Source organism: Methylobacterium sp. UNC300MFChir4.1, from assembly GCF_900110155.1.
GTDB lineage: Bacteria > Pseudomonadota > Alphaproteobacteria > Rhizobiales > Beijerinckiaceae > Methylobacterium.
Genome location: NZ_FOCS01000005.1, coordinates 219908 through 232346 on the forward strand (window position 1 = coordinate 219908; position 12439 = coordinate 232346).

At 74.2% G+C, this 12439-nt stretch carries 17 protein-coding genes; 4 read left to right on the forward strand and 13 right to left on the reverse strand.

From position 1 onward, the window contains the following. Positions 1-85 precede the first annotated feature (85 nt). From BMY19_RS09945 to BMY19_RS09960, 4 genes are all read right to left on the reverse strand, one after another. Positions 86-826: an ABC transporter permease gene (locus BMY19_RS09945; RefSeq protein ID WP_100251626.1), complete on the reverse strand. Its 741-nt coding sequence runs from the start codon at positions 824-826 to the stop codon at positions 86-88. After that, positions 826-1758, reverse strand: coding sequence for an ABC transporter ATP-binding protein (locus BMY19_RS09950; protein WP_100251585.1), 933 nt, complete (start codon positions 1756-1758; stop codon positions 826-828). Before BMY19_RS09950 ends, BMY19_RS09945 begins: the two co-directional genes overlap by 1 nt. After that, on the reverse strand, positions 1755-2945 hold the full coding sequence (locus tag BMY19_RS09955) for an ABC transporter permease (protein ID WP_100251586.1): 1191 nt from the start codon (positions 2943-2945) through the stop codon (positions 1755-1757). The genes BMY19_RS09950 and BMY19_RS09955 overlap by 4 nt, the downstream gene beginning before the upstream one ends. A gap of 207 nt (positions 2946-3152) precedes the next feature. Continuing rightward, positions 3153-4085, reverse strand: a complete 933-nt coding sequence (locus tag BMY19_RS09960; RefSeq protein WP_020090994.1) for a glycine betaine ABC transporter substrate-binding protein OsmF — start codon at positions 4083-4085, stop codon at positions 3153-3155. A gap of 443 nt (positions 4086-4528) precedes the next feature. Between BMY19_RS09960 and BMY19_RS09965 the strand changes: the two genes are divergently transcribed. Next, positions 4529-4744 (forward strand): hypothetical protein, encoded by a 216-nt coding sequence (locus BMY19_RS09965; RefSeq protein ID WP_056522883.1) that lies wholly within the window; start codon positions 4529-4531, stop codon positions 4742-4744. 16 nt (positions 4745-4760) lie between these two features. Here the strand turns inward: BMY19_RS09965 and BMY19_RS09970 are convergent, their stop codons facing one another. The 6 genes from BMY19_RS09970 to BMY19_RS09995 all read right to left on the reverse strand — a co-directional run bounded on the left by BMY19_RS09970 (position 4761) and on the right by BMY19_RS09995 (position 9848). Next, positions 4761-6236, reverse strand: a complete 1476-nt coding sequence (locus BMY19_RS09970) for a protein adenylyltransferase SelO (protein ID WP_100251587.1) — start codon at positions 6234-6236, stop codon at positions 4761-4763. 221 nt (positions 6237-6457) lie between these two features. Next, the gene (locus tag BMY19_RS09975) at positions 6458-7516 is read right to left on the reverse strand and encodes a phosphatase PAP2 family protein (protein ID WP_100251588.1); all 1059 of its coding nucleotides are present in this window, start codon (positions 7514-7516) and stop codon (positions 6458-6460) included. Positions 7517-7641: 125 nt separating this feature from the next. Continuing rightward, the gene (locus tag BMY19_RS09980) at positions 7642-7902 is read right to left on the reverse strand and encodes a hypothetical protein (RefSeq protein ID WP_020090990.1); all 261 of its coding nucleotides are present in this window, start codon (positions 7900-7902) and stop codon (positions 7642-7644) included. Positions 7903-8093: 191 nt separating this feature from the next. Beyond that, positions 8094-8624 carry a Ros/MucR family transcriptional regulator gene (locus BMY19_RS09985; protein WP_100251589.1) on the reverse strand — a complete coding sequence of 177 codons (531 nt, stop codon included), beginning with the start codon at positions 8622-8624 and terminating at the stop codon, positions 8094-8096. 361 nt (positions 8625-8985) lie between these two features. Further along, positions 8986-9288, reverse strand: coding sequence for a hypothetical protein (locus BMY19_RS09990; protein ID WP_020090988.1), 303 nt, complete (start codon positions 9286-9288; stop codon positions 8986-8988). A gap of 134 nt (positions 9289-9422) precedes the next feature. Then, complete coding sequence (locus tag BMY19_RS09995; protein ID WP_056522893.1) at positions 9423-9848, reverse strand: hypothetical protein; 426 nt, start codon at positions 9846-9848, stop codon at positions 9423-9425. Between the two features lie 96 nt (positions 9849-9944). On the opposite strand from BMY19_RS09995, the gene BMY19_RS10000 reads away from it, so the two are divergent. Then, positions 9945-10703: a CDP-diacylglycerol diphosphatase gene (locus BMY19_RS10000; protein ID WP_100251627.1), complete on the forward strand. Its 759-nt coding sequence runs from the start codon at positions 9945-9947 to the stop codon at positions 10701-10703. 95 nt (positions 10704-10798) lie between these two features. Then, positions 10799-11128, forward strand: coding sequence for a hypothetical protein (locus tag BMY19_RS10005; RefSeq protein ID WP_244491794.1), 330 nt, complete (start codon positions 10799-10801; stop codon positions 11126-11128). Between the two features lie 43 nt (positions 11129-11171). Here the strand turns inward: BMY19_RS10005 and BMY19_RS30850 are convergent, their stop codons facing one another. After that, a complete protein-coding gene (locus BMY19_RS30850; RefSeq protein ID WP_020090984.1) occupies positions 11172-11339 on the reverse strand; it encodes a hypothetical protein in 168 nt (55 codons plus the stop codon). Positions 11340-11493: 154 nt separating this feature from the next. Between BMY19_RS30850 and BMY19_RS10010 the strand changes: the two genes are divergently transcribed. Further along, positions 11494-11739, forward strand: a complete 246-nt coding sequence (locus BMY19_RS10010; protein ID WP_170862938.1) for a hypothetical protein — start codon at positions 11494-11496, stop codon at positions 11737-11739. 15 nt (positions 11740-11754) lie between these two features. On the opposite strand, the gene BMY19_RS10015 is transcribed toward BMY19_RS10010, so the two are convergent. Then, entirely contained in the window at positions 11755-11943 is a 189-nt protein-coding gene (locus BMY19_RS10015; protein WP_020090982.1) for a hypothetical protein, read from the reverse strand. Positions 11944-12111: 168 nt separating this feature from the next. Then, entirely contained in the window at positions 12112-12375 is a 264-nt protein-coding gene (locus BMY19_RS10020; RefSeq protein WP_026604594.1) for a hypothetical protein, read from the reverse strand. Between the last annotated feature and the right edge of the window lie 64 nt (positions 12376-12439).

Genomic DNA, 12439 nt, shown 5'->3' on the forward strand with positions numbered 1-12439 from the left:
GCCGTTGTGGTCGGCACCGACCATCAGACAGGGGGTTCCACGCCCCAGGGCCGCGCGTACGACCCCGCTGGCCTTCTAGTCGCCTCTAGGAAGGAAATCCAGCCCGGCGTGCCGCGCCGCGCTCGAGTCGGCGGAAACCGCCGTCGATCAGGAGCGCCAGCGCGGACACGACGAGGCCGCCCTGCAGGACGTAGGCGGTGTTGCCGGTCAGCAGGCCGGAGATGATCACCTCGCCGAGGGTGCTGGCGGCGACCGTCGAGCCGATGGTCGCCGTCGCCAGCCCGATGATCGCGGCGAGGCGGATCCCCGACAGGATCATGGGCAGCGCCAGGGGCAGCTCGACGCGGACGAGTCTCTGCCGGTCGGTCAGCCCCATGCCGCGGGCGGCCTCCATCAGCGCCGGGTCGAGATCCTCGAGCCCGGTGAGCGCGGTCTCGAAGATCGGCAGCAGCCCGTAGAGGACGAGGGCGATCAGGGTCGGGACCGCGCCGAACCCGAGGATCGGCACGGCCAGGGCCAGGACCGCGACGGGCGGGAAGGTCTGCCCGATTCGGGCCACCGACCGGGCGAAGGGCAGCACGTCGCGGCCGGCCGGCCGCGTGGCCGCGACCGCGAGGCCGAGGGCGATCGCGGCCGCGGTCACGTTCGCGGCGGCGACGAGCAGGAGGTGGTTGACGGCGAGCGTCAGCAGCGGCGTCTGGGCGTAGATCGGCGGCGTGTCGCCGGGGGCGAAGGGCCGGAACAGGGGCGCGAACCACCCCGGGGCGACCAGGAACGCCCCGAGCAGGGCGAGGAGCGCGGCCCGGGCGATCTGCGGGGCGCGGATCACGGCCGGGCGCCCCGCGCCTCGAGGGCCTCCCGCGTCACCCGGCCCAGGACGACGCCGTCGCGGCTGACCGGCAGCGCCGGGCGCCGGGACCACAGGCTCTCGGCGAGGGCGGCCCGCACCGTGGTCCCGGCCGGGATGGGCGCGCCCGGCGCCGGGCCGGGCTCGATCAGATCGTCCACGGCGCGCAGGGCCATGAGCTGGAAGGCCCGGTCGCCGCTGCCGAGGAGGGCGCCGACGAAGGCGGTGGCGGGCGCGCCGACGAGGTCTGCCGGCGCGGCCTCCTGCACGAGGCGCCCGCCATCCATCACGGCGACCCGGTCGCCGAGATGCAGGGCCTCGGTCATGTCGTGGGTCACCAGCACGATCGTGGTGCCGTAGCGCGCCTGGATCGCCAGAAGGTCCGCCTGCGCCCGCCCGCGGATGATCGGATCGAGGGCGCCGAAGGGCTCGTCCATGAGCAGGATCGGCGGCTCGGCCGCGAGCGCCCGGGCGACGCCGATCCGCTGCTGCTCGCCGCCGGAGAGCGCCGCCGGCAGGCGGTCCCGGTAGATCGCCGGATCGAGGTTGAACAGGCCGAGGAGCTCGTCGACCCGCGCGGCGATCCGCCGGCGGTCCCAGCCGACGAGCCTCGGCACCACCGCGATGTTCTCCGCGACCGTGCGGTGGGGGAACAGCCCGTGGCCCTGGATGGCGTAGCCGATCCCGCGCCGCAGCAGGTGCGGCGGCACCTCCCGGACGTCCCGGCCCGCGATCCGGATCGTCCCGGCGCTCGGCTCGATCAGGCGGTTGATCATCCGCAGCAGGGTGGTCTTGCCCGATCCCGAGGTGCCGACCACCGTCAGGATCGCCCCGGCCTCGACCCGCAGGGTGACGTCCGCCACCACCGTGCGCCCCTCGAAGTCGCGGCTCACCCCGGCAAGGTCGATCATGGGATCCGCTCCGCCGCGCGGCCGCGGCTCAGGTCGATGACGGCGTCGAGCAGCACCGCGGCGCCGGTCGCCATGGCGACGGTCGGCAGCGCGCCGAGCAGGACGAGGTCGCCCGCGTTCTGGCTGATGCCCTGGAAGACGAACACGCCGAGGCCGCCGCCGCCCACGAGACCCGCGATCACCGCGAGGCCGATATTCTGGACGAGGACGATCCGGATCCCGGTCAGGATCGCCGGCAGGGCGAGGGGCAGGTCGACCTGGAACAGCCGCTGGCGCGCGGTCATGCCGACGCCCCGGGCGGCGTCGCGCACCGGCCAGGGCACCGCGTCGAGGCCCGCGACGGTCGCGGCGGCCACGGGCAGGAGCGCGTAGGCGAACAGCGCCACGAAGGCCGGCGCGGCGCCGATCCCCGCGATGCCGAGGGCGGCCGCACTCGGCACCTCCCGGCCGATCCAGGCCAGGGGCGCGATCAGCATGCCGAACAGCGCCATGGACGGGACGGTCTGCACGACGTTGAGGCCCGTGAGCAGGCCCGTCCGCGCGGGCGCGACCGGGCGGGCGAGCACGGCCGCCGGGATCCCGACCAGGGCGGCGGCCGCCACCGATGCGAGGGCGAGGGCGGCGTGGGTCCGCAGCTCCCGGCCGAACGTGTCGGAGCGACTGGCATATTCCCGCAGGACCGAGAGGTTGTCCCAGAAGCCGGTGCGCAGGGCGAGCCCCGTCGCGGCGACCAGCAGGGCGAGCGCGGCGATCCGCAGGACCGGTCCCGGCCGCAGCCGCGCCAGCCCGTCGCCGGCCGCGAGGGCCGCCGTGACGAAGGCGAGCCACCAGCCCGCGTCCGGCGAGACCCGGCCGTGCCGGTCGCCCGGCGCGGTCAGGTGATCGGCCGCCCAGCCGGCCGCGAGGCCGAGCAGCAGCAGGATCGCGGCGGCGGCGGCCAGCCGCAGGATCGGCGCCGACCGCAGGACCAGCGGCGGCAGCGCGAGGGCGACGACGCCCCCGAGGAGGAGCGCCGCGCCGGGGGTGAGAGCCGACCACGCCGTCAGCGCGGTGCCGGCCGCGATCCGGTTCGGCCGGGTCGTCATCAGCGGCAGGGCGAGCAGGCTCAGTGCCAGGACGGCCGCGAAGGCCGCGCCCAGCGGATCGACGCCCGGGCGAAACCGCCCGGTCGCGAGGGATTCCCCCATCCTCACGCTGCGGCGGCGCCCGGGGGCGCGACGATGGACGGAAATGCGGCGGGTCTCATGAGGCGGGTCACCGGCGTCGCGACGCTCTCGGGCGCCCCGCCGCGCATCCTTGCCGGCGGAGCCCCGGCTTGTCGACGCGGGATCCCGCGGGCCGCGGACGGCTCCGCCGGTGAGGGCGCGTCGCGCCGCGCTGTCCGCGCGGCCGGCTCACCGCACGAACCCGTTCTGGCGGAGGAAGTCCGCCGCGACCGCGGAGGCCGGCTCGCCGCCGATCTGGACCCGGCCGTTGAGATCCCGGAGCGTGGCCAGATCGAGCTTGCGGAAGATCGGGTCCAGCACCGCGGCGATCTCCGGATGGGCCTTGAGGACCGCGCCGCGGACCACCGGCGCCGGCTGGTAGACCGGCTGGACGCCCTTGTCGTCGTCCAGCATGACGAGGCGCGCGACCGCCATGCTGCCGTCGGTGCCGAACACCATGGCGGCGTTCGTGCCGGAGGTGCCCCGCGCCGCCGCCGCGATCGTCGCGGCCGTGTCGCCGCCGGCCAGGATGACGAGCTGGTCCGGCCGGAGGGTGAAGCCGTAGGCCCGGCCGAAGGCCGGCAGCGCCCCCGGGCTGGTCACGAATTCCGACGAGGCGGCGAGCTTGATCGCGCCGCCGCCCGCCACGTAGCGGCCGAAGTCGCTCATGGTCCTCAGGCCCGCGGCCCGCGCGACCTCCTCGCGCACCGCGATCGCCCAGGTGTTGTTGGCCGAGGCGGGCGTCAGCCAGACGAGGTCGTTGGCCGCGCGATCCAGGTCCCGGGCCGTGCGGTAGGCCGCCTCCGGGTCCTTCCAGACCGGGAGATCGGCCTTCCCGAAGAAGAACGCCGCGTTGCCGGTGTATTCGGGATAGATGTCGATCTGCCCCTCGATCAGGGCCTGGCGGACGATCGCGGTCGCGCCGAGCTGGATCTTGTCGACGGTCGGCAGGCCCCGGGCCTGGAGCGCCTGCAGGATGATGTTCCCGAGCACCCCGCCCTCCGTGTCGAGCTTGGAGGCGACGACGATCCCGGCCGCCGGCGCGCCGGGCGTGGGCGCGCACTGGGCTGTCAGCAGCGCGAGCCCTGCCGCGACGAGCCCCGCCCGGATCCGCTTCACCATGGCCTCCGGCTCTGCCCTGCGCCCCGTCGGTCCGGTCGGGCGCCCGCCTTCCGACATCTAGGGCCGGTCCCGGTCAAGTTGAGGCGGAGGCGCGCCGAGCCTGTGCCGCACGGGAGAGGGGGCATGGCGCGACTGACTCCGCCCGAATCGTCGTCCGTCCAGACCGCTGCGACACGATCGGGAGCAGCTCTCGGGCCGGCGCCGCGGCGTGATTCGGTGCCCGAACCCGGTCGACAGCCGCGTCTCCCGAACCGGACCGCTCCGGCGTCGCGGGCCGCGCGACCCCCGCGAACACCTGCGTGCCCGGCGAGTCCAACCGGGGCCGTATCAAATCAACACATTCCCGTTAATTTTGTTTAACCTTTACACGATCCTTCCGCGAACGATCCTGGCTTTGGCGATATAATCTTGAGTACATGCTTTGTGTCGAAAGGAGGGGGGATATGTCGTATTCGATTCTGGTTCGCGATCTCACCCGCGAGACCGACGGTACTCCCAAACTTCTGGCCTACGACATTCACGACCGCTCGGCGGCCGAGACTCTCGTGTCGGTGATCGCCACTTCGTACCAGGATCACGGTTTCAATCCAGCGACCCGCGTCCACTGGTTTCGCCACGCGGGCGGGCTGCGCGAGATCTTCACGTGGCCGCGGTCCTGACCGGCGGCGCGCGGGCTCAGGTGCCGCAGAAGGTCCGGTAGCCGACGCCGCCGCCCGCGGGCGCCTCCGCGAAGGCGGCGTGGTCCGGCTGGTCGTCGTAGGGGCGGGCCAGCACGGCGAGGAGCGTCGCGAACGGAGCGAAGTCGTCCCGCTCCACGGCGGCCTCGATCATCGCTTCGACCCGATGGTTGCGCGGGATGAAGGCCGGGTTCTCCCGGCGCATCGCGGCGGCGGTCTCGACCGGGTCGCGTGCCTCCTGCGCCAGCCGCGCGCGCCACGCGGCCGCCCAGGCATCGTAGCGCGTCGGGTCGACGAACAGGTCGCGCACGGCCGCGTCGGCCTCAGGCCGCGCCGCCGCGTCGCAGAGCCGGCGGAACGTCAGGGTGAAGTCGGCCTGGTTCTCGGCCATGCCCTTGAGGAGGTCGCCCGCCAGCTCGGCGTCGCCGTCGCGGGTCTCGGCGAGGCCGAGCTTGCGGGCGAGGCCGCCGTGATAGGCCGCCTCGAAGCGCGGCGCGTAGGTGGCCAGCGCCGCCTCGGCCTCGGCGACCGCGGCGTCCTCGCCCTCGGCGAGGAGCGGCAGCAGGGTCTCGGCGAGGCGGGTCAGGTTCCAGAGCGCGATCCGCGGCTGCTGGCCGTAGGCGTAGCGGCCGTTGCGGTCGATGGAGCTGTAGACCGTCCGGGGATCGTAGGCGTCGAGGAACGCGCAGGGCCCGTAATCGATCGTCTCGCCCGCGACCGACATGTTGTCGGTGTTCATCACCCCGTGGACGAAGCCGACGTGCAACCAGCGGGCGACGAGGGCCGCCTGGGCCGCGACGACGCCCTCCAGCAGCGCCCGGTAGGGATTGCCGGCCCCGGCCGCGTCCGGATGGTGCCGGGCGACGACGTGGTCGGCGAGCGCCCGCAGGCCCTCGACGTCGCCCCGCGCCGCGAAGAACTGGAAGGTGCCGACCCGGATGTGGCTCGCCGCCACGCGCGTGAGGACCGCGCCCGGCAGGAGCGTCTCGCGCACCACCGGCTCGCCGGTCGTCACGGCGGCGAGGGCCCGGGTGGTCGGTATGCCGAGCGCCGCCATGGCCTCGCTGACGAGGTACTCGCGCAGGACCGGGCCGAGCGCTGCCCGCCCGTCGCCCCGCCGGGAGAACGGCGTCGGGCCCGCGCCCTTCAGCTGGATGTCGCGGCGGCGCCCGTTCCGGTCGACGACCTCGCCGAGCAGGACCGCGCGGCCGTCGCCGAGCTGGGGCACGAACTGGCCGAACTGGTGCCCGGCATAGGCCGCGGCGATCGGGTCGGCGCCGTCCGGGACGGCGTTCCCCGCGAGCGCCGCGACGCCGTCCGGGCCGGCGAGCCAGTCCGGATCGAGGCCGAGCTCCTCGGCGAGCGCGCGGTTCAGCCGGACGAGGCGCGGCGCCGCCACGGGCGTCGGCGGCCGGCGGGCGTAGAAGCGCTCCGGCAGGCGGGCGTAGCTGTTGTCGAAGGGGAGTGCCGTCATCGTCGGGATCTATGGAGCGCGGGGTCGGGGGGCAAGCGGGGCCGTCGGGGCCGCGGGATCCGGGCGGTGCCGTCGGCGCCCGTGGGCGTCTCGGACATCGACCGGAGCCGCGCGGCGGCGACGGAACCGCGGATCGTCCACCGGGCCCGGGTCATCGTCGCGCCTTCCCCGCTCCCTGGCCCATCCGCCGGGCGGGGGGATGTTCGCGGCCCGACCCGTTCTCAGGCGTCGGCGGGCCGGATCGCCTCGAGCGCGTAGATCCTCCGGGTGGTGGGATCGCGCGCGGCGGGATCGGCCGTCGACCCGCGCCGCCGGGCGCGGCAGGCCAGGGCCGCGAGGGCCAGGAGACCGCCCGCCAGCACGTCCGGAAGGTAATGACCGCCCGACCCGACGGTCGCGACGATCACGGCGGCGTTCAGCAGGACGGCCAGGGGGCCGAGGAGCGGCATCGGCGCCAGCGCCCAGGCCGTGAGGATCGCGAGGCACACGTGGAAGGACGGGAAGGTCGCGAGGCCGCGCAGGTCGCCGAGCGCCAGCGTGTGCAGGCTGCCGGCCCGAAGCCGCGCCACCGGCTCCAGGTGCCAGAGCGCGCCGACCGTCTCCAGGGGCTCGGACGGGACGACCCGCGGGGCGTAGTGGGCGTAGGGGCCGAGGGCCGGCAGCAGGGCGGCGAGGACGATCACGCACAGCAGCGTCGCGGAAAACAGCCGGATGTAGGTCCAGAGCCGGCCGAGGCGGCGGGTCGCGCTCAGCGCGATCACCACGAGCCCGACCTGCGGGCCGCTGGAATGGTAGGCGAGCGCCAGCCACCACGACAGCGTCGGGTGCCGCGCCAGGAACGCCACGTGACCGGTCCAGTCGAAGCCGAGGGCGGCCTCGATGCGGGCCAGCGCGGGATCGACGAAGGGCAGCCCGATCCCGGCGGCGAGGAAGTGCAGGACCGCCACCGGCACCGTGAAGGCGATGAGGAACGCGCTCGCCAGGGCCATGCCGCGCAGGGGCGGGTCGGACTTCACCGTGCTCAGGCAGGCGGCGGCGCTCAGCAGGACGAGGACGGCGAGGCCCGCGAGCGCGAAGCCCAGGGGCTCGGCGGCGATCCCGGACGCCGCCATCCAGACGGCGTCGACCGCGACGATCGCCAGGGTCAGGGCCCAGAGACGCGGGTCCGGCGCGGCGATGCCGGTGCTGTGCCGGCGCAGCAGGCGCCACCAGGGACGTGCCGGGTTTCGAGCGCGGACGATGGGCGCGCGGCCGGCGTGAACGGCCCGGTCTGGACGCATGATCCGGCTCACCTCGCCCGACAGGGCCGATGCGCGGCCGGGACGAGGCTCGGCCGCGACGGGGATGTGGCCGCCGGCCGGGGGGGGGCGGCGGGCGGACAGGGTTGGGGGTGCGGGGGCGGACTCTACCGGCCGGTCGTCGGGGCGTCGCCCGTGGCTGGGGGCTTGCCGGTACCGACCGCGCCCTCCGTCGGCGGCACGGCGGACGGGTGGGTGACGGCCTCCGTCGCGGTCTTGCCCGGGTCCTTCGTGTCGGCCGCCGGCTTCGGCGCGGTCTCGGCCGGTGGCGCCGCCCCGGGGCCGGGCCGATCCTGCGCCCGGGCCGCGGCCGGAAGGGCGGCCAGCGTGGCGGCGGCGAGGACGAGGGCGGGGATCGATCGGGTCAAGCGTGGCTCCGTCGCGCGGTCGGGCGTTCAACCGGCCCAACGGCTGGCCGCAGGGGTCGTTCCGACGCGCGCCGGTCCGGGACCGGCCGGGAGGTGACGGGTGGGTCCGGCGAGGCCGTACCCGGTCCCGTCATCTCAGGTCCTGGCGCGCGGGGCGCCGGCAGTGCGCGCCGGAGCGCGCGGCCGGGGCCTCACGCCTCCGCGGCGGCCTTCCGGGTCTTGCGGCTCTTGGGAGCCTTCGTGCCGGCACCGGCCTCCGCCGCGACGGTCTCCGCGGGCTCGCTCCGCTTGGCGGCCGGGCCGCGGCGCTTGTGGCCGAGGCCGGCGTTGCGGGCGAACTCAGCGCGCATCGCCGAGTAGTTGGACGCGGTCGTCGGGTAGTCCGGCGGCAGCCCGTAGCGCTGCCGGTACTGCTCGATCGTCATGCCGTTGCCGGTGAGATGCCGCTTGAGCGTCTTGTACGGCTTGCCGTCGATGAAGCTGATCAGGGCGTCGGGCGTGATCGACTTCTTGATCTGCGCGGGCGTCGCCTTCTTGAATTCGGGCTCCGACGTGACCGTCGCGTGCCCGAGACCGGCCAGCGCGGCGTGGACGCCCGACAGCAGCGACGGGAGGTCGGGAACCGGAACGGAGTTGTTGGCGACATAAGCCGAAACAATATCGGCGGTCAGCTCGACGAAATCGATCGGGTCCTGATGCGGTGCAGGATTGCTATCTTCCATGGGCGCCTCTCACGTGGGAGTGATCCATGAACGTGCATTCGCTTCTCGACAGTCAAGTCCTTATCTGCACGAAGATAACCCATTATGCCTGTTATCTACCGAATGGAGTGGCGAATACCAACATAGATCAGTGACGCATTTCGTGCCGGATCTTTCGCCCGCCGGCACCCCGACTGCCGGATCCTCGGGCGCCTCCGGCCGCAGCCGACCGGCCGGACCGGGCGGGGCTCTTCACAAAGCGTTAACCCTGACCGTGGTCACTGACAGGGTCGCTCCGGCTTTGGGGGTAAGAAGCCGAACGACAGGCGGGCCGAGCCCTGCCCCTCCATGCTCGGCCCGCGCCCTCGCGCCGCGGCGACGCTCAGGCGTTGGCCGCGGTCCCGATCGGCGTGGCGATCGCGCCCCGCGTCCCGGGCGGGATGACGGCCTGCAGGACCCGCGCGGGCCCGGCCGCGTAGTCGGCGCGGTAGCTGCGCTCGAGGGTCATCAGGGTGCGCATCGGCGCCTCGGCCAAGTCGAGCAGGCGGGCGTCGCGCCAGCGGAGCTTGGTGAGGCCGGTGCGGCTGAACCACCGCGGCCTCTCTTCCTCGACGAGCAGGACCAGCTTGCCCGTCCACGTCTTGCGGAACCAGAACCGTCCCGTGAGCTTGGCCGCGCCGAACATGCAGCACCTCGCGTGAGAGCCCCTTGAAAGCAACGCGGGTCAAGCTCGGCGGTTTCCGCGCGCGGCCCGTCGTCCGGCACCGGACCGGCGCCGCGGCCATGCGCCGGCGGCATGGGCGCGACGGCGGACACGGCTCAGCCGCAGGTGCGGTCGCCCAGATCGCGGCCGGCCAGGGTGGTGCCGGCCGCGGTGCCGCCGGCAAGCGCGCGGTCGGCCAGGATCGCGAGCGGGCGGCCGGCCAGGGCGCCGACGAGCCCGGCGGCGGCCTTGATCAGGAAGTCGTCGAACCGGCCGTGGCGGGTCCCGGTGAGGGTCTGGCCGGCTTCCAGGCCGCCGGCCAGGACGACGCTGCCCGCCAGGATCCAGAGCCAGTGCCGCGGGTAGGCCACCGTCATGAGCAGCCCGGCCAGAGCGTAGGCCGCGACGCGCTCGTAGCTGGGATTGGCCGTGACCACCGGGCGGAGGCCGATCGGCACCAGCGTGATCGCGGCGATCAGCGCCACCAGGATCCAGGCCGCGACCCGTATCAGGCCGTGCCACTGCGCGTTCGATCTCAGCATCGCGGAAACGTAACCTCGCGGCGACGGCGGCCGCGTACAACGATGGCGCGCCGCCCGACGTATCATAACGCCGGCCGGGGACCGGAACATCTGATCATGCGTGGTACTCTGGTCGTCGCGACCCTTCTCGCCTTCTCGGTGATGCCGGCCGCGATCGCGGCCAATCCGGTGCGGGACGTGCTCTGGGTGGCGCTGCAGGGCTGCGTGCTCGCCAAGAAGGCCGCGGGCCGGAGCTTTCCCTGCCTCGCGGTCGATCTCGGCGACGCGGTGCGCCCGGGAACGGCGGTGCTGCGGGCGCCGGGCCAGCCTACCCACACGGTGGTGATGCCTACCGACAGCGTCTCGGGCATCGAGGCCCCCGTGCTCCAGGGACCGCGGGGAGCGGCCTACTGGCGGGCGGCGCTCGCGGCCCGGCACTACGTGTCGGACGCGCTGCAGGGCCGCCTGCCGCCCTCCGCGGTGGGCCTGGAGGTGAATTCCGTGGGCGGCCGCAGCCAGGATCAGCTGCACATCCACCTCGACTGCATGCGCCGGAGCGTCACGGCGGCCCTGAAGGCCCACGGCGATGCCGTCGGCGACAGCTGGGCCCCGTTCCCGGTGCCGCTGGCGGAGGTGTCCTACCTCGCCATGCGGGTCCCGGCGGACGCGGTCGCGGCGTTCAATCCGTTCGCCGCTCTGGCCCGCGTGCCGGGCTGGCAGGGCCACCTGCACGACGCGAGCTTCGCGGCGGTGGAGGCCGATCCCGGGGATCCGCGGGGCGGGATGATCCTGCTCGCCTATCGGGAGCCTGAGGCCAGTGCCGAATACCTGATGGATCACGGCTGCCGGGTGGCGAGGCACGGCCGGGCCGGCTGACCGGCGGCCGAGCCCAGCCGTGCCGAGCCGCGGCCACTGTTGCTGCTACGTTCTATCCCTCGGGGGCACGAATCGGGCATAGAGCGAGCATGCGCATGCCGGTGCTCAGCTTGTCCGCGATGCTCCTCCTGACCACCGGACCTGCGGTTGCGGGGCCGGCCGCCGGAGCCACCGATCCGGCCGAGCTGGAGCGCGCGTGGCACCGCTGCCTGCGGGACGCCACGGGGCATCAGCCGACGGGGCAGAGCCGCGCCGGCGACGAGCGCAACGCCCTCGACGAGTGCAAGGCCCGCGAGGATGCCCTGGTGGCGGCCCTGATGTCCGGCGCACGCCCGGCGGACGCCCGCACCGGCACGGTGTGGTCACGGACCTGGGCGGCGTTCGTGGAGCCGCTCACCGCGTGGCTCGGCGCGCTGCGGCGCTGAGCGCGTCGCGGTCTCCGCGCCGATCGTGCCGGGTGATACGGCGTCAGGCGCCGCCGATGCCGGTCGTGACCGTGCCGCTGCCCCGGCAATCGGAGCACTGCGCGTCGGCGACCTTGCCGGTGCCGCCGCAGGTCCGGCACAGGTTCTCGCCGGTGCCCGGCGTGCCGGGCGGGGCCTCGTCCCCGGGTTTGCGCGGATCCGCCTCGGCCATCGTCAGCCCTCTCCGGACGCCCGTTCCTGACCGGAAAACCGTGTCGGTCCGGCGCTGTTCCCGGTCGCGTGCGTCGTCGAGGCTCGGGGCCGTCCGCGGCGTCGCACCGCGCACGGCCCGGCGAACCGCGGCCCGCGCGGACCGTTGGCCGGCCATGAGCGATCAGACATCCAAGCCGCACGCGGATCCCGTCACCGAGGCGCGCCGGCGCGAGATGGCGACCGAGCACCTTCTGTTCGGGACGATGCGGTTCCTGGCGCGGAAGAACCCGGAGCTGCTGGACGAGCTCGAGGGCAGCCTCGTCCACCTGTGGGATACGGTCGAGGGCGAGGCGCGGGACGATGAGGCCGTGCGGACCATCGCCCGGCGCATGCTCAAGGGGCTGCGGGCCGAGCGATGATCGGCCCGGCCCGGCTCACCGCTGGGCGGCGTCGGTCACCTTGATGGTCGGGATCATCGCCACGGCCTGCGCGGTCACGCGGTCGAACGTCTCCCCGGTCAGGCCCCGCTCCGTCGCGAGCTTCCGGATCCGGTCCGCGTGCTGCGAGAGGGTCAAGCCGAAATAGGTCTTCTCTGCCGCCTGTTCGACAGACTCGTTTGCCACGTGTTCACTCCTGTTCATGGTGGGTGAGGCGCGCTGATTTGGGCCAGAGCGGCCGGGGCTTCAACCCCCGGCCGCGGCCACCGCACCCCGGCCATGAATCGCGGTCATGGCCGGGACGCCGTAGGCGCGCGGTCTTGCCGACGCCCTGCAGCCGTCGGTCCGCCGCTATCAGCGGTTGCAGCCGATGCAGATGCCGCGGGTGATCGCGTCGTTGCGCTCCTCGACAGCGTCGCGGCGCTCGATGCTGCCGGTCTCGTTCGGACCGAGGGCGCCGGGATTGGGCACCGTCTGGCCGGTCGCGGCGGTATGGGGCGCCTTGGCGGTGGTGGCGGGCCCGCCGCCGGTGCCCGTCTGGCTCACCGGGTCGGCCCAAGCGGTGACGGAGGCCAGGGTCAGGGCGGCGGCCATGGCGAGAGTCGCGGATCTGCGCATGTGAAGCTCCCAGCACTGCGTGCGTCGGTCTGTGCGAAACTGACGCACGCGCGCGCGAGAAGTT